Origin of the sequence: Shewanella loihica PV-4 (assembly GCF_000016065.1) — a bacterium.
GTDB classification, from domain to species: domain Bacteria; phylum Pseudomonadota; class Gammaproteobacteria; order Enterobacterales; family Shewanellaceae; genus Shewanella; species Shewanella loihica.
In genome coordinates this window covers 3,830,731-3,853,217 of the sequence record NC_009092.1, presented here as the reverse complement: position 1 = coordinate 3,853,217, position 22,487 = coordinate 3,830,731, and the positions used below count along the sequence as shown (strand labels likewise).

Annotated in this window: 14 protein-coding genes and 1 pseudogene; 5 read left to right on the top strand and 10 right to left on the bottom strand. The window is 56.2% G+C overall.

Translation table 11 applies throughout. From position 1 onward, the window contains the following. Window positions 1–4: 4 nt before the first annotated feature. The gene (locus SHEW_RS16695; RefSeq protein ID WP_011867023.1) at window positions 5–2,482 is read left to right on the top strand and encodes a putative bifunctional diguanylate cyclase/phosphodiesterase; all 2,478 of its coding nucleotides are present in this window, start codon (window positions 5–7) and stop codon (window positions 2,480–2,482) included. A 368-nt stretch (window positions 2,483–2,850) separates the two neighbouring features. Here the strand turns inward: SHEW_RS16695 and SHEW_RS16690 are convergent. The 6 genes and pseudogenes from SHEW_RS16690 to SHEW_RS16665 all read right to left on the bottom strand — a co-directional run. Further along, window positions 2,851–4,167 (bottom strand): annotated as a pseudogene (locus tag SHEW_RS16690) (alkaline phosphatase); the annotation flags it as partial. 12 nt (window positions 4,168–4,179) lie between these two features. Beyond that, entirely contained in the window at window positions 4,180–5,127 is a 948-nt protein-coding gene (gene gshB, locus SHEW_RS16685; RefSeq protein WP_011867021.1) for a glutathione synthase, read from the bottom strand. Window positions 5,128–5,165: 38 nt separating this feature from the next. Next, window positions 5,166–5,897 (bottom strand): 16S rRNA (uracil(1498)-N(3))-methyltransferase, encoded by a 732-nt coding sequence (gene rsmE / locus SHEW_RS16680; RefSeq protein WP_011867020.1) that lies wholly within the window; start codon window positions 5,895–5,897, stop codon window positions 5,166–5,168. Between the two features lie 3 nt (window positions 5,898–5,900). Continuing rightward, window positions 5,901–6,635, bottom strand: coding sequence for an endonuclease (locus SHEW_RS16675; protein WP_398351660.1), 735 nt, complete (start codon window positions 6,633–6,635; stop codon window positions 5,901–5,903). 196 nt (window positions 6,636–6,831) lie between these two features. Next, a complete protein-coding gene (locus SHEW_RS16670; RefSeq protein ID WP_011867018.1) occupies window positions 6,832–7,443 on the bottom strand; it encodes a SprT family zinc-dependent metalloprotease in 612 nt (203 codons plus the stop codon). A gap of 72 nt (window positions 7,444–7,515) precedes the next feature. Beyond that, the gene (locus SHEW_RS16665) at window positions 7,516–8,676 is read right to left on the bottom strand and encodes a PA0049 C-terminal domain-containing protein (protein ID WP_011867017.1); all 1,161 of its coding nucleotides are present in this window, start codon (window positions 8,674–8,676) and stop codon (window positions 7,516–7,518) included. A gap of 409 nt (window positions 8,677–9,085) precedes the next feature. Here SHEW_RS16665 and blaOXA point away from each other — a divergent pair, with 409 nt between their 5' ends. Beyond that, window positions 9,086–9,892, top strand: a complete 807-nt coding sequence (gene blaOXA, locus SHEW_RS16660; protein ID WP_011867016.1) for a class D beta-lactamase — start codon at window positions 9,086–9,088, stop codon at window positions 9,890–9,892. Between the two features lie 42 nt (window positions 9,893–9,934). Here blaOXA and SHEW_RS16655 read toward each other — a convergent pair whose 3' ends face one another. Next, the gene (locus SHEW_RS16655; RefSeq protein ID WP_011867015.1) at window positions 9,935–10,846 is read right to left on the bottom strand and encodes a LysR family transcriptional regulator; all 912 of its coding nucleotides are present in this window, start codon (window positions 10,844–10,846) and stop codon (window positions 9,935–9,937) included. 120 nt (window positions 10,847–10,966) lie between these two features. Here SHEW_RS16655 and SHEW_RS16650 point away from each other — a divergent pair, with 120 nt between their 5' ends. After that, window positions 10,967–15,517: an ATP-binding protein gene (locus SHEW_RS16650; RefSeq protein WP_011867014.1), complete on the top strand. Its 4,551-nt coding sequence runs from the start codon at window positions 10,967–10,969 to the stop codon at window positions 15,515–15,517. Window positions 15,518–15,592: 75 nt separating this feature from the next. Here SHEW_RS16650 and SHEW_RS16645 read toward each other — a convergent pair whose 3' ends face one another. Then, window positions 15,593–16,786 carry a cation:proton antiporter gene (locus tag SHEW_RS16645; RefSeq protein ID WP_011867013.1) on the bottom strand — a complete coding sequence of 398 codons (1,194 nt, stop codon included), beginning with the start codon at window positions 16,784–16,786 and terminating at the stop codon, window positions 15,593–15,595. Window positions 16,787–16,908: 122 nt separating this feature from the next. Here SHEW_RS16645 and SHEW_RS16640 point away from each other — a divergent pair, with 122 nt between their 5' ends. Continuing rightward, window positions 16,909–17,781: a universal stress protein gene (locus SHEW_RS16640; protein ID WP_041406731.1), complete on the top strand. Its 873-nt coding sequence runs from the start codon at window positions 16,909–16,911 to the stop codon at window positions 17,779–17,781. Here the strand turns inward: SHEW_RS16640 and SHEW_RS16635 are convergent. Further along, on the bottom strand, window positions 17,747–20,347 hold the full coding sequence (locus SHEW_RS16635) for a cation-translocating P-type ATPase (RefSeq protein WP_223294735.1): 2,601 nt from the start codon (window positions 20,345–20,347) through the stop codon (window positions 17,747–17,749). The two genes, SHEW_RS16640 and SHEW_RS16635, sit on opposite strands and share 35 nt — an antisense overlap. A gap of 127 nt (window positions 20,348–20,474) precedes the next feature. Further along, window positions 20,475–20,735 carry a DUF5062 family protein gene (locus tag SHEW_RS16630; protein WP_011867010.1) on the bottom strand — a complete coding sequence of 87 codons (261 nt, stop codon included), beginning with the start codon at window positions 20,733–20,735 and terminating at the stop codon, window positions 20,475–20,477. A 218-nt stretch (window positions 20,736–20,953) separates the two neighbouring features. Between SHEW_RS16630 and SHEW_RS16625 the strand changes: the two genes are divergently transcribed. Beyond that, window positions 20,954–21,364, top strand: a complete 411-nt coding sequence (locus SHEW_RS16625; RefSeq protein WP_011867009.1) for a VOC family protein — start codon at window positions 20,954–20,956, stop codon at window positions 21,362–21,364. Window positions 21,365–22,487 lie beyond the last annotated feature (1,123 nt).

Below are 22,487 nucleotides of genomic sequence, written 5' to 3'. Positions count from 1 at the left end.
TCCCATGATAGTGAATCACCCCAATCGCTTCTTGAGTATCAAATGGAAACTCCTCATCGCGGTGATTCTGATCTTGACCCTGGTGGGTGGGGTGATCTGTACCTTGGCCTACCAGCAGCTACTGAACCAGCAGAAGATGTTACTGGAGGCCCAGCGGGACAAGCTGGCCCAGAGCCTCTCCTTCTCCATGAGCACGGCGGTGGAACATTCGCTGCAGGCGGCGATGCAGCTTGGGTTTGTGGCCAATGCCAAGGGCGATGATGGTGCCGAGGGTTATCAGCTGTTGCTGAGTGAGAACTGGCCCGACGTACAGCTCTATTGGGATCTCAAGGGCTTCGGCCTGTATCAGCTAAACGGTGAACGACTGGCCCACGCGGGCGAGCCACACTCTCAGGACGATCTCCAGTGGCTGATGCAGAGTGAGGCCTCCTATGAACTCACCTCCAGGGTGGTGTGTGTCGAGGACTGTGTGATCCAGGTGCTGGTGCCGACCTTGGTGAACAGCAAGCCCCATCTGTTCTTCTTCGAGTCGGCGCTCACCGAGGTGATCAGTCATTTTCGCACCGACAAGTCGATCGAGCTGGCGGTGTTAGGCGCCCAGTCTCGCGGCGCCGAGCCAGGCCCTCTGTGGGGGCGTCATCTTTATAGTATCAGCAACCGCCCCAGCAGCTTCGCCCTGCTGAGTCACATGGCCGGTAGCTACTCCTGGCAGCAGATCTCCCTCGGAGAAGGCATTTATAGCTATCAGGGCAGCCACTGGGCGGTGTGGTCCTTCCCGCTGGATAAGGTGGAAAATGCTCCGGCGATAGTGGTGTTGATGAGTCTGGAGCAGTGGCAGCAGATGCTATCCACCTTTCAGCTGGGGATGGTTGGCACCCTGCTGGTGGGGCTGATCTTGGCCGCCGGTCTGGTGCTGTTAGTGGCTTGGTCGCCAGTCGTCAGCCTGGCGCGCCACGCCAGCCTCTTGCCCCTGCTGGCGGACCACGACTTTGGCAGCGTACGCACCAGCCTGCCGAGAAAGCCATCCTGGTTTCCCGACGAGGTGGACCTGATCCATCTGGCGACCCGACAGCTAGCCGACAACATGCAGGGGATGGAAAACGAGGTGGACGAGTACACCCATGAGCTTGAGCGGCTCGCCATGCTGGATACCCTGACGGGCTTGCCCAACAAGGCCATGCTGCACCACGAACTGCAGACCGCCATCGCCTGTATCGCCAGCGAGGAAGATTGTGTGGTGCTCATGTTCCTGGATCTCGACGAGTTTAAGCGGATCAACGACACCCTTGGGCACATTCAGGGGGACGAACTGCTCAAGATAGTGGCCGCCAGGCTGACCAATAGCGTGCGCGAGATGGATACTGTGTTCCGTCAGGGGGGCGATGAGTTTCTTATCTTGCTCAGGCAGGTGCGCGACGAGCAGGAGGTGAGCAATGTGATCCACAGGATCTTCTCGGCCCTGCAGCATCCCGTTGTGCTGGGCAGTCACAAGCTGATCGTCACCACCAGTATTGGCCTGGCTTACTGCAACACCTCGCAGCTCAGGGCGGAGGAGCTTATTCAGCATGCGGATCTGGCCATGTATCAGGCCAAGAGTGCCGGTCGCAGCAACTACCGGGTGTTCAGCGAAGAGATGCTACATCAGGCCAATAACCGCCTCATGATAGAGCAGAGCATAGGGGCGGCCATCAACGAGGAGCAGCTGGTGCTCTTCCTGCAGCCCATAGTCGAGCTGCCCTCGGGCAGGCTACGCGGCTTCGAGGCGCTGATCCGCTGGTTCCATCCCGAGCGCGGCCTCATCATGCCGGGGGATTTCATTCCCGATATCGAGCATAGCGAGGCGATCATCGAGGTGGGTAACTATGTGATCCGTAAGGCCTCGGAGTTAGTCGCCCAGCTCAAGTCGGCCGGCTGGCCCGAGCTTTATATCGCGGTCAACCTGTCGGCCAAACACTTCCTGGCCCCTGATCTGCTTAACGTGGTGCGCCAGGAGGTGGAGGCGCAGCAGATCTCGGCTCAGTCCCTGCTGCTTGAGGTGACCGAGGAGAGCGTGATCGAGCAGGTAGAGCAGGCCATGGCGGCCATGGCGGCGCTCAAGGCGCTGGGGGTGAGGATCGCCATCGACGACTTCGGCACCGGCTATTCCTCGCTGAGCTATCTCAAGCAGTTGCCCTTCGATCTCTTGAAGATAGATCGCTGTTTCACCGCCAATGTGCTCGATGGTGAGGCCGATGCCCATATCATCACCACAGTGATCGAGCTGGCCCATAACCTGGGGCGTCAGGTGGTGGCAGAGGGGATAGAGACTCAGCAGCAGGCGGAGTGCCTCAGCTGTCAGCGCTGCGAGCTAGGTCAGGGCTACTACTTCTCGCGGCCACTGGATGTGGCGTCGGTGTTTAAGGTGTTGCAGGAGATAGAGGAGACTCGCTTGTGGCCCATCAGCCAGGCTCCCCAACCTAAGTTGGCTAGGCAGGGGAGCTAGTGAGGATAAGCTAGCGCGTGATGCTAGTATAAGTAGCTAGTGAAAAGTAGCGCTTAGTCTTGATTGTCTACCTGAGACACGGGGGCGGCGGACTGACTCTCGGCGCCCTCGCTAAGCAGATCTTCTGCTTGCTGTAGCGTCTGCTTGGCGTCCATCTTCTTAGCGTTAGAGTCGCTGGCGGCAGACTGTCCCTCGGCAGCCGGTTTCACATCTTCTTTCGGCAATACCTGTGAGTCGATGAGATCCTTGGCCTTGCTCTCAACCTCAACTTTCACCTCAGTCTCCTGCGGCGCCGCTTCAGGCTCAGCTTCTACAGGCTTAGCCGCCTTAGGTTCTAGAGGCTTAGCAGGAGCCTGTTTAGCTTCTGGCTTAGCTTTAGCCGCTTTAGGTAGCAGACTGATCAGCTTATGGGCGATATCCGTATTGTCCTGATGGCCGGCAAACAGAGATGAGGCCGGGCCGGCAGCAAACACCTGCACGTCCACTCCCGTATGACCGCCCGTGGTCCAGCCTGTGTTGGAGCGCTGGTCAATTAGCTTCTTAAGCTGGGTGGTCAGCACCTGCTCGCCCTGCATTCTGGCGTTATCCAGTGCGCTAAACTCGTCATCGCTCGGGGTAAAACCTAGGGCGCCGCTCACGCCGCTTCGCCACTCGTCCAGGGCCAATGCCTGCTTAGCGATTTGTGTCGGGCTGGCGCTTATCTGGCGCAGCATCTGGCTGTCCCAGCGGTACTCGCCTTGTTTGCCGATTGAGAGACCGCCGGTGTTATGGTCGGCGGTGACGACTAAGAGAGTATCTTGATGCTGACGCACATACTGCTCGACCACCTCGATGGCGCTGGCAAATTCATGCATCTCGGCCATGGCGGTGGCGATATCGTTGTTGTGACCGGCCCAGTCGATCAGGCTGCCTTCTACCAGAAGCACGAAGCCTTGGTCGTTCTGGGAGAGTAGTTCCAGCGCCTTGGCGGTCATGGTGCTCAGGCGTCTGGCCTCCGGCTCATCGATCGCCCAGGGAAGCTGTACGTCGGCGAACAGACCCATCACCTTAGGTTGGGTTACACCCTCCAGCAGGGCTGAATCCTTGAGTACCCGATACCCCTTGGCCTCGAACTGCTTGATCAGCTTGTCAGAAAAATATTTCTGACCGCCGCCGAGCATGACGTCGGCATCTGTGCTCAGGTAGCTCTGGGCCAGAGCCTCATAGTTACGGCGGCTCTCGTTGTGACTCAAGAAGGCGGCCGGGGTGGCGTGGTTGATCTGGCTGGTCACTGTCACGCCTGTGCTCATGCCGCGTTTCTTGGCCAGCTCCAGCAGGGTGGGGACAGGGCGCTTATCGATATCTACCGACACGGCGCCGTTATAGGTCTTCACCCCTGTGGCCAGGGCGGTGGCGGCCGCCGCCGAGTCGGTGACATAGCCGCTGACGGGCGCAGGATAGGTGCTGGCGTTGCCCACCAAGAGGCGGTCAAATACCGTCTGCTCTATCTCCTGGGTGTTGGGGTTGTCCTGATAGTAGCGATAGGCGCTGGTGTAGGCAGGGCCCATGCCATCGCCCACCATGATAACGATATTCTTGGGACGACTCGGCGCCGTCTGCGGGCCGAGCAGGTTGTCGGCCCAGAGGCTGCCCGATACCAGCGCGGCACCCAGGCAGAGGAGGGAACATAAGCGGGTTAGTTTCATCTTGGCTCCAGATTAACGACCGACACGGGCCTCGATGGCGTCCATCAGCATGCCTGTGATATCCACGTCGAAGGCGGCCTCGATCTCCCTGATACAGGTCGGGCTGGTGACGTTGATCTCGGTGAGCTTGTCGCCGATCACATCCAGGCCGACGAAGATCAGGCCACGCTTCTTCAGCTCTGGGCCGATGGCGTTGGCGATGGCCCAGTCGCTCTCAGACAGGGGCTGAGCGACGCCGCGACCACCGGCGGCCAGGTTACCCCGGGTCTCGCCCTTCTGGGGAATACGCGCCAGGCTGTATGGCACAGGGACGCCATCTACCACCAGGATGCGCTTGTCGCCGGCGGTGATATCCGGAATGAAGGCCTGGGCCATGGCATATTGCTGACCATGGTTGGTGAGGGTCTCGATGATCACCCCTAGGTTAGGATCCTGTGCCTTAACGCGGAAGATAGAGCTGCCGCCCATGCCATCCAGCGGCTTGAGGATGATATCGCCCTTCTCCTGGTAGAAGGCGCGGATGCGCTGGGCATCGCGGGTCACGATTGTGTCTGGAGTAAATTCGCTGAACCAGGCGGTAAACAGTTTCTCGTTGGCGTCGCGCAGGCTCTGGGGCTTGTTGACAATCAGCGTGCCTTGCTCCTCGGCGCGCTCCAACATATAGGTGGCGTAGACGAACTCAGTATCGAATGGCGGGTCCTTACGCATCAGGATCACGTCGAGATCTGCAAGCGGCGTATCGACGGCCTCTTCCAGTTGGTACCAGGATTGGGGATCTTGCTTCACCGTGAGGCGACGCATGTTACCCATGGCCACGCCGTTCACCATGGCCAGATCTTGCATCTCCATATAATAGAGCTGATAGCCGCGCGACTGCGCCGCCATCAACATGGCGAAGCTGGAGTCTTTCTTGATGTTAATGTCGCTGATGGGATCCATCACTATGCCAAGCTTTATCATCTCATCTTTCCTTTTGTTAATGCTAAGGGCCGAGCCTTTTAGCTCAGGTCGCCAAACTTAAGTTGCAGTGCGCTGATGGCCGTCAGGGCGGCGGTCTCGGTGCGCAATACGCGGGGGCCGAGCAGCACGTCGGTGAAGGCATGGGTCTCTGTCATGGCGATCTCCTGGGGCGACAGTCCGCCTTCGGGGCCGATCAGCAGACGTACCCTTGGAGTCTCCATCACCAGGCCATTGATACCATGGTCGGCCCTGGGGTGCAGATTGAGCTTGAGGGCCTGGGTGGCTTCACCGCACCAGTCGTCGAGCTGCATCGCCGGTCTCACCTCTGGTACCGTGCTGCGGCCAGACTGTTCACAGGCGCTGATCACTATCTTCTGCCACTGCTGGATCTTCTTCTCCAGACGCTCGCCGGTCAGCTTGACGCCGCAGCGTTCGGAAAACAGTGGGGTAATAGTATTGACCCCCAGCTCGACCGATTTTTGCAGGGTGAAGTCCATGCGATCGCCGCGGGAGATCACCTGACCCAGATGCAGGTTGAGGGGCGACTCGTTGTCGTTCGCCTCCTTGGATAGGACCCGCACCTCGACATTTTTCTTGCTGGCGGTGACGATCTCGGTCAGGTAGTTGTGGCCATCGCCGTTGAACAGCTCGAGCTGCTCGCCGGCGCCCATGCGCAATACGCGCCCGACGTGGCCGGCGGCTTCCTCGTCCAGCATCAACTGCTGGTTAAGGTCATAGTTGCCGAGCTGATAGATCCTTGGAATTCTCATGCATTACTCCGCGATACGCTGGGTATCTGTCCGTTTTTGGCACTGGGCCTGGACAAAGGGGTTGTGGTTGCCCTGTTTGGCCGCGATGGCGGCGTCTCTCTGGCACTCAATAGTATCAACTGGATAGCTTTTATCCCATGCCTGAAACAGTTTTAGCTGACTTTTGGCGATCTTGAGGCCATAGGCCTGTTGCATATAGAGATAGGTGCGGGCTATCTGACCGCGGGTCTGGCTGGGAGGCTCCACCTTTCTGCCCTTGAAGTCGACCACCATGGCACACTGGCCATATTGCTCAGCCTTGGCGTTCCACTGGCTGAAACGGAAGTTACTGCGATCGCCATTGACCTCGCCGATGGCGGGTACCAGGTTATGCAGGTCGCTCTCCATCTTCTTAAATTGTTTGTCTGTCTTGCCGCAGTTTTTGCGACCGCCCTCTTGCCAGCACTGGCGCTGGTGGCCAAATTCCCAGGCGGGGACTATGTGTTCCCACTCGATACGCTTGGCGCGCTTTTCTTGTTTACGCACCTGATAGCCGCAGCGCTCGAAGTCGGGCTGCCACAACTTGCCCGAGATGCTGATGTCGCAGCCGCAGTAGAAGCTCTTGGCCGGTAGCGCCTCGCTGTAGATGCTGCGTGCGACCTGCTTGGCCTGATTAAAACTGGTGGGATGGGAGGCGAGGGCGCCCGTGGTAAAGCCAAGCGCCAGCAACGCCAAGGCGCCGCGCAGCAGCGGCCTCAAACTCAATGAGGTAGTTAGCACATCTATTCCCTAAAAATAAAAATTCGTCGCCTATCTCTGCCGCGCTCTCTATTTGGCCGGCTTGGTGGCAACTTATATGATGGCGCCCACTCATCTTGTATCGCTGAATATGGCGCCCTAATTCAAGCCGATTCTACGGGAATCGACTCAGATCAGGCAAGTTAAGCCGGATTCATCATGCCTCGCCGTCTGTGCCATCTAGGAGGCTTAGCGTCTCATGGCAGCGGCGGCAGCGATACTGGGTCTCTTGGCGCTGCACCTTGTTGTGTCTGCGAATGCTCAGCGGCACGACGCCGCAGCGGCAGCGATAGTCGAAGGTTCGGCCGGCGACAGAGTCGGTATTCAGGCTGTGGGTGGTGCTGGGGGTCAGGCCATAGAGTTTCACCATCAAGGCCTGCCACTCCTTGCCGTGGGGTTTGACCCGGCCATAGAGCTGATAGGCGAGCAGGTGACAGATCTCGTGGGGCACCACCTGCCGGATAAACTCATCTAGGTTTTCCTCTAACAACACAGGGTTGAACCTCAGCTTGTTGAGCTGCAGATGGGCGGTGCCGGCGCTCTTGCCCCTGAGTTTGAAGTTCACCTCGGGGCGCTGAAAGTCGCGCTTAAGTTGCCCCTCTGCCGTTTGATAGCAAGATTCAACGGCCTCGAGAATAAGCTGCTGATGCGCGTTAAGCTCGGTACTGTTTGCTGGAGGCTTAGACGTTTTTGATTTAGACGCTTTGGAGGTAAGCCTGGATGATTCTGGCGGAGGCGTGTGAAACAGGGATTGCAATCGTCGAAACATGAATGGTCAACAGGCCCTAGGCGTTAGGTGATAGACGCCCGCCAAGAGAGCGGGCGTTTTCAGGAGGAGTGATTATAGCCGGGTTGCTGCGGCTTTGACCATCTCCTTGACCTGATCAACGATCGCCATCTCCGTCTCTGCCTCATAGGCCTTCACCCTTGGGGTGTGGATATGACCGACCTTGATGCCGCTGTTGAAACGCTGTCCCAGAAGCACCGCGCGGTAGGAGATTTCGTTGGACAGGTAACCGCCGCCCGAGCCATTGACCGAGCCATTGACCTGAGTCGTGTTTTGCAGCTCGCTCAGCGAGCTGGCGTCGAACTCGCCTCTCGATAGCGTGGTCACTGTGTGGTTGTCATTGATCTTCCACTTGCCCTTGACCGACTGCATGGCACCGACAGGTAGCGAGAACTCGACGAATTCTGGGCCATAGAGTGGCTTGCCATCGAACATAGGCGCCTGTGGTGACTGGGCCGTGGCGCCGGTCAGCACATTGAGGTTATCGGGTGCTGCCGCGCTGCGGTTGCGGCCGGGGAAGCGCTCCAGATCGAAGTCGTCACGGCCCATGCTGACGGTGAAGATGGCATTGACGCTGTTTTCACGATAGACAGGGGTGAGCAGGGACTCGATGATCCCCTGATCGAAGTCGGCGAAGCGCACCGGGATCATTACCGTCTCTATCTGGGCCTTCTTGCCGTCGACGCTAAACTTGTAGCCGTCCAGGGCCAGCGCGGTTAAGCCAGATGGGTTGCTCTGATCTATGTTGCGATCCAGAAAGAAGGGATCGAAGCCGGTGAGCAGAATACGGATCTGGCTGTCGTCATCGAAGTGGATGTCGCTGAAGCCGCGGGAAGATTTCTCTACCGCCTTGAGTAATATGCTGCGCTGCCAGTCGGCCATGTTAAAGGCGGGCTTAGACTCTTTAAGGGTCTTCTTCATCGCCAGACGACTCCAGTAGAGGGATCTGTCGTCCTGACCGCCGGATTGCACGTCTCTCACGGCCTGTTGCCAGAGGCGCTCGCCTTGGTGGGCCACCATCTGTGTCATGATGAGTTCATCTTTCTGCTGACGATACTTGTCGTCCAAGCTATCGACCAGGGCTTGATAGCGGTTGACGACGTCGGGCATGGCCTGGGTTGCCTTGGGGAGGCGCAGTTCTTCGAGATCCAGAGCGGCGAAGGCGCTGCTACTCAGCAAGCTGGTCATCGCCAGGGCTATGGCTGTTTTACGCATGACATGGTTCCTTTGCAAAAACCTCTTAACCTTACACTCAGCCTAAGGCTGATGTTGGGCAATGATGGCTCAGGGTGGTTATCAATTTGAATTTATTATAGTCAACAACTGAGTATGCACGACAACAGTCTGCAAATAAAGACTTGAGATGGCTTGATAAAATGCCAGATTCTTGACACAAATCATCATGAGTTTGCCCCCACGGGCGCAGGGGCAAGTTGCTAGACTCGAGGCAGGGATTTTATGCGGATTAGTGGGGGGGAAGATGAAAATGCGGGTTAGCTCGGAGTCTGGTCTTAGTTGTGGCTTTCGTTCCGGTCTTAGTTGTGGTCTAGGTTCTGGTATTAGTGCTGGCTTAGGCTATCGGCTACTCTGTTCGCTGGGGTATCTGGGGCTGCTCAGCCTGGCCTTGTTAAGTTGGGCTGGCGGCGCGGCGGCAGTACCTCAAACTGGGCCTGATAAACCGGCGGCAGAGCAAGAGTCGGCCGGGGCGCTCAGGCTGGATGGTGAGATACAGGCGGTATTCGATGCCGTGGGTGCGAAAGGCGTCATGGTGTTGCTGGATGATAAAGGGGGGAAGCTGCTGACTAACGACGCCGCCCGCAGCCAGCATCCTTATATTCCTGCCTCCACCTTTAAGATCCCCCACAGCCTATTGCTGCTAGAGGCGGGGATAGTAGAAGATGAGCATAGCCGGTTTGCCTGGGACGGGGTGAAACGCACATATAGCCCCTGGAATCGCGACCATAACTTTATTGGTGCGATGAAGTATTCCGTGGTACCCATCTATCAAAAATTGGCGTTGCAGCTGGGGGCCGAGCGTATGGCCAGTGGGCTGGAAAATCTCGATTATGGTAACGCAAATATCGGCGGCGGGCTGGACAGCTTCTGGCTCGACGGTGACTTGGCGATATCGGCTCTCGAGCAGGTGCACTTCCTTAGGCGTCTGTATCACAATCGACTTCCCCTGTCAGAGCGCAGTCAGCGCATCGTTAAGACCATGATGCTTAACGAGGCCAACGGCGATTGGGTACTAAGGGCCAAGACGGGTTATGGTGTGCGCAAGGGGCAGAAACTGGGATGGTGGGTCGGCTGGCTCGAGCGCGAAGAGAACACTTACTTCTTCGCCATGAATATGGATATCACCTCAGATAAAGACTTAGCGCTGCGTAAGCGGGTGGTGAAGCATCTCTTAAAAGCCAAGGGCTGGATGTGAGAACCTATGTCAGCGGAGATGGCCCATATCAGCAGAGGTTAGCTACATGAGTAGAGACTGAAGCGACTCGTGGCTGTTGAAGCGCTTGGTGAAGAAATCCAGGAAGACGCTGATGTTGGTGGCCAGCTGTCGGCGACTGGAATAGACGCCATAGACCTTGAAGGGCTCCATCGGCCACTCCTGCAGTAGCGGCACCAGGCTGCCACCGGCCAGCTCGTTCTTACATACTGAATTAGAGAGCATGGCGATGCCGAAATCGTCCAGCACCAGTTGTTTGACCATGATGGCGCTGTTCACCCTCACCTTACGCTTGAAGTTGACCATGGTCTTGCGCTCCCCCTTGCCCAGGGGCCAGATGGGGGCCGAGCGCGAGGTCCCCAGCAGTATGCCGCTGTGCTCTTTGAGATCCTGAGGTGTCGCCGGGGTGCCGTTGGCCTTGAGATAACCAGGGCTAGCCACCAGTATGGGTTGACGCTCAAACAGCAGGCGGGCGACTAAGTCGGATGATTGCAGCGGCCCATACTTGATGGCGATATCATAGCCTTCGCCCACTAGGCCCACATCACTGTCGGTAAATTGGACGTCGAGATCCACGTTGGGGTAGAGGCGCATGAAGCTGCTACAGAGGCTGGCGATAAGCTCCTGACTGAAGGAAACCGGAATGGCGATGCGCAGTGAACCAAATACATCATTATGCGTATTTTCTATGGTTGCCTTGGCAGCCTCGATTTCATCGCTAATACTACTGCAATGCTGGTAAAAAAGCGCTCCAACCTGAGTCAGGCTGAGATTGCGGGTATCGCGTTGCAACAGGCGCACGCCTAGCTGCTCTTCGAGCTGAGCCACCTTACGACTAATGGTTGATTTTGGCATGCCCGTATTGCGAGCAGCCTGGGAGAAACCCTTGGCGCGAACGACGGCCGCAAAGAGCATCATACCGTTTAAATCTGGCATTATTTATCACTGTCTCAAATATGGAACAAAGCGTCTAAGCCAGTTTAATAGCATTTGACCCTATAACAAAGCTATATTTATGGGCTAAAAATTTTAGAGGCTAAAGCAGAGGATCTATTGATGACCAGCAACAATCAGCCCACAAACACGACTCAGGTTCAAACAGCCGATCCGCTTTTTCTTCAAGCTGAACATTTGGCACAGGATTTTTCTCTGTTTCCTAAGCATAGTAAGCAGAGCCTTTCACAGCAGATCAAGGGTCTGCTCAGCGACGATGAAATTCAAGCTAACTTAAAAGAGTTAGAACAGTTGGATGTTGACGGCTACGTGGCCAAAGTCATTCAACCTACCTTAGACAAGAGCCGCCCAGGCGCCAAGCGCGTGATTGCGGATCTGAAAGGCAAGTTAATTGTCGAAAAACATATGGGGCCTTTTTATAGTGCCGAGATCGAACTGAATTTTGGATCTCGTACTCGCCGCATAGGTTTTATCGCCCAGGAACGTAGCACAAGTAATGGTGCCTGGATGCCAGAGCATCACCTGGCGGCCTGCACGGCCATTCGTCATTTTGCCGAGCTTTCAATGCCTATCGTTTACCTCATCGACACTCCGGGTGCCGATGCGGGGGAGATAGCCAACAGCCAAAACCAGGCGCACACCATCTCTAAGGCGATTGCCGAGAGTGCTAACGTCGACGTACCTACCGTAGGTATCGTTATCGGTGCCGGTTACTCTGGTGGTGCTATTCCACTGGCTGCGGCTAACATTCTATTGTCGCTACGTGACGGTATCTTCAACACCATCCAGCCACAGGGTCTACAGAGCATTGCGCGTAAGTACAACCTCTCTTGGCAGGAGTGTGCTAAGTCGGTAGGTGTGTCACCAGAGGAGCTGTACACCTCAGGTTGTATCGATGGCATCATCGACTTCTCGCCATCTGACAAGGATGAGCGTCAGCACAACCTACGCCGCGCTATCATCAGCAGCATCGAGGCCGTTGAGCATGCGGCGGTACAGTTTGTACGCGAATCTAAGGATCTGCGTGAGCACTACGACCGCAGTCTTCACCGTTTCCTTGAGCCTTCTAAGAACCTCGAAGCGCTTGAGCACCACGCCGAACTGTCGGTGGCTAACAACCCCACCATGCACCTCAACCTGTTTGGTAGCTCATACCGTTACCTGCGTTACCTGACGCTGCGTAGCCGTATCCATTCGATCTCACAGGAGCAATATGGTCGCCTGTCTAAGGTGAGTGTGCCTGAGGGTGATCTGTTGGCGCGTATTCAGCAGGAACAGGACAAGGTGTTCCAGTCTTGGCTGTCGAGCCCAGATAAACTGGTATACGACGAAGAGCTGAACAAGCTGTGGAGCAACTTCACCGCCAAGCGTGACGAAGTCTCTACAGAGCGTAACATGCTGACTCGTCTCATCCTGGGTGAGCCGAAGCAAAACTATAAGAAGGCCCGTAAGGCGCTGTTGTTCAACATCGGCTGGTCGCTGTACCACAGATGGAAGAGCAACGCCGAGAACAACTTCAAGGGGCTAATCCATTATCTAGAGAGCCTTCCAGACGAGGTGACTCAGGCAGATTGGCCTGAGCTGAACCAGCTGACGGTTCTGGATGTGATCGTGCACGAAGAGCTGCGCGAAGACTTCATCTGGCAATGTTATAACATCCTGATCTTCAACGCGCTGTACGACAACGTCGTGGGTAACCTTGCCTCTATCGCGAAAGAAGCCATGATGTCTAAGAGCCTGTCGCGCGCCTCGGTTGACGGCCTGCTACATGACTCTATTGACCGCGCTATCTCTAAGCAAGATACCGCTAACGATAAGAACAAGTTCTACAAGTGGCTGAAGTACTTCATGTCTCAGTCTAACCGCGCCGATCTGCTGACCAAGACTGAGCAGTGGAAGAGTGTCGGTTTCCCTCAGCTTAACGACTCTCTGTTCGTTATCCTGACCTACTTCTTCGAGCGTCTGCTGCCTGAATACTTCGCCAGCGAAGAGGAGAGCAGCGAGTACACGGGTGCCATCAACCCAGTGCGTATCGGTCGTCGTAAAGACTTCTGGAACCGTCTGACCATGGGTTATCAGGATCTTCTGATCCAGAAGGTACTGCGTGACGAGAAGCGCGCCGGTAAGATGAGCTGGGAAAATGTGATTGCCAAGTTCTTCACCGAGTTTGAAGAGCTAAACGGCGACAAGATGTCGGCTAACCTGCTGAACTTCCCAGGCTTCCGTCTCTCTATCGAAGACGCGCTAGACAAGGGTATCCGTCCTTGCGGCCTGATCACAGGTACTGCGGACTTCGAGCACCATGGACAAACCATGCGCGTTGGTGTGGCCGTGTCTAACACCGCCTTCCAGGCTGGTGCCTTCGATATGGCTTCTGCCGAGAAGTTCTCAGCGCTCTTGATCGAGTGTGCCAAGCGTAAGCTGCCGGTGATCTGCTTTATCAGCTCAGGCGGTATGCAGACCAAAGAAGGTGCTGCGGCGCTCTTCTCTATGGCGGTAGTGAACGACCGTATTACCCGTTTCGTTCGTGATAACGAATTGCCGGTATTGATGTTTGGTTTCGGTGACTGTACCGGTGGTGCACAGGCGAGCTTCGTGACTCACCCGTTAGTACAGACTTACTACTTCTCTGGCACCAACATGCCGTTCGCCGGTCAGATGGTTGTCCCTGCGTATCTGCCGTCTACCTCGACCCTGTCGAACTATCTGTCTAAGGTACCTGGCGCCATGAACGCCCTGGTCACCAACCCATTTAGCGACACTATCGACGATCAGCTCAGCAGTATCGATCCGCTGATGCCTAAGCCAACGGCTAAGGTAGTGGATGTGATTGGTAACGCCATTTCGACCCTGGTGCCTGAGATGTTGATCACCGAGGAAGAGCTGGTACAGGACGATCCACGTCAGCTGATGAAGCCGATCGATAAGGTACTGGTGCACGCCCGTGGCTGTACTGCGGTGAAACTGATCCGCAAGGCACACGACAACAACATCAAGGTGGTACTGGTGGCGTCAGATCCTGACATGACCTCAGTACCGGCCGACATGCTGAACGAAAACGACAAGCTGGTCTGTATCGGTGGTAACACCTCAGACGAGAGTTACCTAAACGCCTACTCGGTATTGAAGGTTGCCGAATATGAGCAAGTCGACGCGCTGCACCCTGGTATCGGCTTCCTGTCGGAAAGCCCGCAGTTTGCGGCCCTGTGTGTGAACAACGGCGTTAACTTCGTCGGTCCAAGTGTGCACTCAATGACGACTATGGGTAACAAGTCGAACGCGATTAAGACCTCGCAGTCGCAAAATGTGCCAGTAGTACCTGGCAGCCACGGTATTCTGACCAATGCCGAGCAGGCGGTGAACGTGGCCAACGAAATCGGCTACCCTGTGCTGCTTAAGGCGGTACAAGGTGGTGGCGGTAAGGGTATCCAGGTCGTTCAACGTCCAGAAGATATGATCTCTCTGTTCCAGAAGACCTCTACCGAAGCGGCTGCGGCCTTCGGTAACGGCGACCTCTACCTAGAGAAGTATGTGACCTCACTGCGTCACATCGAAGTGCAGCTGCTGCGTGACAAGTTTGGCAACACCAAGGTACTGGGTTTGCGTGACTGTTCGGTACAGCGTAACAACCAGAAGGTGATCGAAGAGTCTGGTTCTACCATGCTGCCAGAAGAGCTGAAGCAGCAGGTGATGGAATACACCCGCGCCCTCGGTGACGCCACAGACTACATGGGCGCAGGTACCGTAGAGTTCATCTACAACCTGGATGCCAACGAAGTCTACTTCATGGAGATGAACACGCGTCTGCAGGTTGAACACCCTGTGACCGAGGCGACCTCAGGTATCGATATCGTGAGCGCAGGCTTCGACATCGCCGCCGGTCGTTCAATAGAAGATCTTGAGCCACAAGAGATCGGCTACGCCATCGAGGTTCGTGTGACTGCCGAGAAGGCCGCACTGGACAGCAACGGCGTACTGCAACTGCTGCCACATCCAGGCATGATCACCGAGTGTGTGATCCCAGAGCGTGACGATATCGAGATCATCTCTATCGCCGGTGAAGGCAAAGAGGTTTCACCATACTACGACAGCCTGATCGCTCAGATCATCTGCCGTGGTGAGAGCCGTGAGGATGTGATCAACAAGCTGCATGACTACCTGGCAAACCAAGTAGTGATCAAGGGCATCGCGACCAACATCCCACTGCTGACTCGTATCCTGAAAGATGGCACCTTCAACGAAGGCGTATACGACACCAACTACCTGCCACGCTTCATGGCTGAGCTGGATATTCCAGCGCTGATCGCCGAGATGGAAGCCGCCGCAGAGACTGTAGGCGTCGATACCGAGTCGCTGCGTGTGGGTGAGAGTAACGAGCTTAAGGTTCTGGCTCAGGGTGCAGGTATCTTCTATACCTCTCCAGCGCCGGGTGAAGCCGACTTCGTTAAGGAAGGCGACATAGTGACTGTGGATCAGACACTGGCGTTGACCGAAGCGATGAAGATGTTCTCTCAGGTGACACTGGCTGGCTTCAACCGTCAGGGTGCCGTGCTCTATCCAGAGGATAAGCAGTACCGCATCGAGCGTATCCTGAACAGCAATGGTCAGCAGGTTTCACAGGGCGAGCTACTCTTCGTGGTCTCTCCTGTCTAACCTAAGACGCTAGCTGCTAAATACCCGCCTTCTGGCGGGTATTTTTTTGCCTGAGGCTTACCCTCTACTTACTGTCTATTTATCGTCTTTCGCCAGCGTCCACTTGAGTAGCAGGGGGCCGGCAATTGTGGTGATGGCGATGATCAGCACCAGCTCGGTAAACAGCTTTGGCGAGATGATCCCCATCTGCAGCCCCATCTCGGCAAACACTAAGCCTACCTCGCCCCTGGGCACCATGGCGCTGCCGACAATCGCCTTGGTGCGCAGGTGACCTGGCACCCTCAGCCCCGCCATCATCTTAGTGATAATCGCCAACAAGGAGAGCATCAGCAGGGTAAGCAGGCCGCTCCAGCCAAGATCTATTTGGCTGAGATCTAAGCTTATTCCCACATAGACGAAGAAGATGGGGGCGAAGATATCCACCAGGGGCTTGGATTCGACCTCCATCTCGTGGGTGAAGGCGAAGGGGTTTTGCAGGTAACGATTGAGGGGCGAGATAAATTGGCGACTGAGCGCCAGGCCGACGGCGAAGCCACCGAGTAGGGCGGGGGCGTGCAGGGCGTGGGCCAGCCAGGCAAACAGACAGATGAGGATCATGGTGACGATCGCCTCGTATCCTGTCTCCTCCTCTTTGGGTTTGACGGCGCGAAACAGATACAGCAGCAGGCGCGCCATAGGCGGTGCCAGCAGCAGGAAGCCGACTATCTTGAGGATTAACAGGCCGCTGGGGATAAGCCCCACCTCACCCGAGCTGGCAAAGTTAAACAATAGGCTGAGCAGGATCACCCCGGCGATATCGTCGATCACTGCGGCGCCCAGTATGATGTGACCTTCCTGGCTCTGGGACTGTTTGGCCTGGGCCATCACCCGCACCGATATGCCTATGCTGGTGGCGGTCAGGGCGCAGCCCAGGTAGAGGGCGGTAAAGCCGGGGAGATCCAGATAGAGCAGGCACACCAGGCCGATGACCACGGCGGGTAGGGCGATACCCAGCAGAGCCACCCCGGCGGCGCTGTTGCCCGCCTGAAACAGGTGCTTGATGGAGGTTTCGCAGCCGATGGAGAAGAGCAACAGGATCACCCCCAGCTCGGCCATCACCGCCAGGGTTTCATGGGGGGCTATCCAGCCCAGCAGACTGGGGCCGATGAGGATCCCCGCCAGGATCTCGCCGACCACGGCCGGGAGTTGCAGCCGTTTGAAGGCCTCTCCCAGCACCCGGCCGAAGAGCAGGATCAAACACAGGGATAAGACGAAGTTATCTATGGCCATAACAGGCGCGACTCCCCGAGAGTGGTGATAATGTGATCTTGATCATTTTGATGACCGAGATCAAGGCGTAACCCATGGAGTGTGACTAAGCTCAAATGGAAACTTGCCGACAGGAGGTAACCATGGACAAGGTGTTTATTATTTCCCAGAAAGCCGAGCAGCAGGCCGATGCCATTGAGACGGGGATCGCCTTGGCCAGGGTATTGGAGAAGGAGGCAGAGGTGTTTGCCTACAGCTACGAATCCTTTGCGGGTAAGGAGTACTACAATCCCAGGCTGGGTGCGGCGGCCAAGGTGGCCCTGATGAATCAGCGCAGCGAGGAGATCGCCGCCAAGCTTAAGGCGCTCAAGGCGGAAGACGTGGCCGTGCATAGCGTGTGGACCAAAGATCTGTTCGAACATGCCTGTCATCACTCCATTCGTCATGGGTTCGACCTCATGGTTAAGGCGGTGCATCACAAGACTCACTATCTGCCGATGGACTGGCAGCTGATCCGCCATGTGCGCATCCCGTTGATGATGCTGTGCGACAACCCCTTGCAGCGTGCCCGCAGCGTGTTGATGGCGGTGGATCTGGGCAGCGACAACCCCATCAAACAGAAACTCAACCAGTGCGTCATTCAACAGGGTCGCCAGCTGGCAGAGGCGATGGACTGCCAGCTACATCTGGCCTACATCATACGCGTGCCTAAGATCTTAAGAGATATGGACCTTATCGACACCCGCACCCTAGTGAAGGACGCCTATCACAGGTATCAGCCTCAGCTGGACGAGATTGACCTGCATCAGGAGCATGTACATTTCCTGGCGGGCGATCCCGATCTTTGCCTCTACGAGCTCTCCTGTCGCCTCAAGGCCGCCTATCTGGTGATGGGCGCTCGCCAACGCAAGGGGCTGATGGGCATGGTCATAGGCAATACCGCCGAGGCCATGTTGACCCGCATCCGCAGCAATGTGTTGATTATTCCAGCTGACGATCAGCTGTTGCCTGCCTAACCTTAGGTTTGTGCTGCTGACGCCAGAGACGCTTATGGTATTCATCGATGAATAACAGGGTCGAGGCGGCGCTCAGCAGCATCAGCCATTGTCCCAGCCCGATAGGGCTAATGCCCAGCGCCTGGCTCAAGCCGGGCGTATAACTGGCGCCTATATGGATTCCCTGAGCCAGTATGATGCCAAACAGCAGCAGCGGATTGCTCAGCACGGGCATACGCAGCAGCGAGTTACGCTCCGAGCGGCTGTTGAGGGCATGCACGTTTTCGAACAGCACCATCAGCATCAGGGTGAGGTTACGGGCGTCGTTCTCGCTGCTGCCAATGGCCAGCACCAGGGAGAAGAGGCCGAAGGCGACTATGCCCATCCACAGGGCGCTGACGATCAGCCGCTCCAGCATGAGGCGATCGAAGATGGGCTCGCTGGGGCGGCGCGGTGGCTGGTCTATCTCGTGGCCTTCGCCGGGCTCGAAGGCCAGCGCCACATCCTGCACGCCGTTGGTGACCAGGTTAAGCCAGAGGATCTGCAGCGGAAACAGTGGGATAGGCTGAGCAAACAGCACGCTTAAGATAAACAGCAGCAGCTCGGCGGCCCCGGTACTGATCAGCAGGTAGATCACCTTACGGATATTGTTGTAGACGATGCGCCCCTCGATGATCCCCTTGACTATAGAGCTGAACCTGTCGTCGGTCAGCACAAGATCGGCGCTCTCGCGGGCCACATCCGTGCCCTTGAGGCCCATGGCAATGCCCACATGGGCATGCTTCAGCGCCGGGGCGTCGTTGACCCCGTCACCCGTCATGGCGACAAACTCGCCCTGGCGGATCAAGGACTCGGTGATCTCCATCTTCTGCCTGGGCTGTACCCGGGCAAATACCCTGTGGCTGGCGATGAGATGATCGAACTCGGCCAGACTCTGCTGCTGGACCTGGGTGAGCTGCTCGCCGGTGATCACCCCATCCTGGTCGTTGGCCAGCTTGAGCTGACGCGCCAGCGCCAGGGCGGTCACAGGGTGGTCGCCGGTGATCATCGCCACCTTGATCTGTGCCTGCTGACACAGGGCCACTGCCTCGATGGCATCTTCCCGCAGGGGATCGCTCATGGCTACTAAACCCAGAAAATCCAGATCTGCCAATGGATGGTGTGGGTCGCTGACCTCGCCGCTGGCGAGCGCCAACACCCGGTAGCCGTGGCGCGCCAGCCAGTGGGTCTCATCCAACACAGCCTGAGTCTGCTGCGCATCCAGCTGACACATGGTGAGCAGCTTCTCCACCGCGCCCTTGACCGAGATGACGGAGCGCCCCTCTATCTGGTTGATGCTGGCGCTGAACTGGTTCTCCGACTCGTAGGCAAACAGCTGCTCCTGCGGTGGCTGCTTGGCTTTGTCCATCTCGAGATTGAGCTTATAGCCCAAAGCTAGGAAGGCGAGATCGACCCCGTCGCCGTCTGCATGCATCTGATCGCCATGGCTCTGCTTGGCCTCGAAGCTAAGGTGGGCCTCGTTGGCCAGCACGCCGGTGAGGGCAAGGCGGTGCAGCTCGGGATCCCGTGCGGTTGATACTGGCACCCCATGGCCATGCTTGTGCACCAGGCCTGTGGGCGTCAGCCCTGTGCCCGCCACGTGATAGCGCTCACCCGACAGCAGGCTGATCTGGCTGATGGTCATCTCGTTGACCGTCAAGGTGCCCGTCTTATCCGAGGCGATATAGGTGCAGGAGCCGAGAGACTCCACCGCCACCAGCTTGCGCACTATCACATTGGCCTGGGACATCCGCTTCATACCTATGGCCAGGGCCACCGTGATGGCCGCAGGTAGCCCCTCGGGAATAGCTGAGACCGCCAAGGCGACCCCCAGCAGGAACACCTGGGAGAGATCCGCGCCCCGCAGCAATGTCAGGCCGAAGATGAGGGCGATGATGATTAAGGTGGCTATGGCGATGATCAGGGTGAAGCGCTCGATACGCTGCATCAGCGGTGGCTTGGCGCTACCGCCCTGGCGAACCAGATCGGCTATCTGACCTATCTGGGTGCGGGCGCCGGTGGCGATCACCTCGCCCTCGGCCCGTCCATGGGTGACCAGGGTGCCGGCGAAGGCGAGATCTGTCTTATTGACCGCCACAGACTCGCCAGTGAGGGCCGATTCGTCCACCTTAAACTGGTTATGCTTTTCGATTTTGATATCGGCGCCGATGCGATCGCCGTTGGACAGCAGAATATAGTCGCCGGGTACCAGGCTCAGGCTGTCCACCATCTTGGGGTGGCCGTCGCGGATCACTTTGGTCTGGGAGGGCACCATCTTGCTCAGGGCGTCGGCGGCCTGCTGGGCCGAGTATTCCTGCACTGTGCCTATGATGGCGTTGAGCATGAGCACGGCGAAGATGAAGATGGCGTTGAGGATCTGGCCGAGCAGCAGACAGGCGATGAAGGCTGCGAGCAGCACATAGATGAAGGCGCTCTTAAACTGCAGAATAAACAGGCGGATGAAGCTGAGTCTTGCCGGCTTGGGCAGGCAATTGGGCCCATATTGTTCCAGCCGCTCGGCCGCCGCTTGACGCGATAGTCCTGGCACGGCCACGAAAACTCCTTGTGCAGTTAGGCTGAGGTGATGCTAGATCTATAGCTCATCTCGGCCCTCGCTGCCGGGAATCGGCCTAAGGCTTGATAGAGATCAATGGCTTCGAGCTTAGTAAGATACTTTACTCTTTGAGGGGATGCTCCTCGGGTAGTTGGCGATGGATCCACAAAATCAGCTTGTGCTTCATGTTGGGGCCATCCTCCTTGTCGGTCGCAAGGGGCTGGATCAGCTTATCCTGCACCAGCAGGCGGTAGATGCATTCCACCTTGTCTTTGGGGGAGATCCCCTTATCGAAATCGGCGAAGCCACGTTTCTTGGCGTAGCCAACGCCAATCTCCAGGGCCAGTTTTAACAGCTGTGCGTCGTGCTTACCGTGTTTCATCACCTATCTCCATGGAACCTGATAATGACAAGCTACGCCAATTTTGCGTTTAAGCCTACCGCCAATTACCCGGAGTGGGCGCTTGGCCAAAAATATTAGCTACAACTATTGGCCGAAACGGTTAGCCGAGACTAGCTCGCCACGACTGTCAGTGACAATTAGCGGCGGGCTATACTCATGGGGAGATAAACACAGGAGATAAGCAGAGGAGAGGGACTATGTTAGCGATCTTGGGGATAGATCATCTGGTGTTTCGCACTACAGATCTGCCTGCCATGCTGGCCTTCTATCGGGGCGTGCTCGGTTGCGTCATCGAGCGAGAACTTCCCGAGGAGGGGCTGACTCAACTGCGTGCGGGCAATGCGCTCATCGATATCGTCACCTGCGACAGCCCCCTGGGGCGACTCGGTGGTGGGCCGCCGCAGCAAGATGGCCGCAACGTCGACCATATCTGCCTGCTCATCGAGGCCATGGAGGAGCAGACCCTGCTGGATTATCTTAATGAGCAAGGCATTACTACCGAAGGGTTTGCCAAAAGATACGGGGCCCAAGGGTTTGGGCGCTCCCTTTATATTAACGACCCCGAAGGGAATGTGGTGGAGTTGAAGTTGGCTAAAGGGGAGCCTTAGTCGCTCTCTATGGGACTGTTCCTTACCTTTGGTTTGGTGTCCATCAAAGCGTTGTAGCGTTAACCCTTGCTTCATTTTGATGTTTTTGCATCTACCTGACTTAGGTACTTGGATGGGAGCTTTAAACCATAGCTTCATGGTTTATCAATCGCCTGTCCGGCGGGGAGTGTGCATGCACTCTTTTGGCGCGCTGTGGATATGTCCCTATACGCTCCACGGCAGCATCCATGCCGCCGAGGGCCAAAAGCGCGCATACACTGAGTTATCCATCTCTTCGATTTAGCTGTGTTTGGGTACGCTAAGTATTTGAGGTGAGGTTGGTAGGCCAAGGCCTTTTGGAATTGAATCTTGCCTGCTGAAGACCAATGCTTCATTGTTTTGAATTGCTTGGCAGCAGGCTTTTCGTGCAGGTACTGCTGTGACACGCCGCAAGTACACTCCCTGTAGGCTCTACCGTGACATCCCTGTCACGGAAGGTCACAGCCGTACCTACACCAAGTTATCAATCTCTTCGATTGAGCTGCATTTGGCAGTTATCATCCTGTCAAAGCTAGCTTGTTATGAACACAGGCCCGTTAGGTTAACCGCTCTCAAATTTGGCTATCGAATCAAAATTTCTGTGGGATAACGCCTGCCTTAATGGGTAAATACTGGTTGGCTATAATCCGGAGCGCAGCGTAGGAGCCAACCAGTGTTTTGTCCTGTTGAAGCGCTTGTTAGATGCGTGACTTAAGACTACGAATAAAGCCAACTAAACAACTTTAGAAAAAGGTAATAAAACACCGAAATTAAAGCAACTTTACCAACAAAAGAAATCAAATAATCAAAAGTAAAACCGACTTCAATATCTATGCCTAGCGACCAGAAAATGCTCTGAGTAATACCCAATGCAACTGAAAGCGAAATTGCATTAATAAACCAATGTTCTGAGATATTAGAATTTTCCATTTCTTTATAAGCACCAAAAGCATATAACAATTTATTCGTGAGACCTTGCAAGGTACGCTACCTTGTAAAGTAGGGCACCAAGCATGAAATAAATGGGGGCAGAGTAAACTTTTTAGGGCGTCGGTTGGTGCATGGTGGTTGACTTTTCCTTCCCTGAATGGCGTGGTCGATGTTT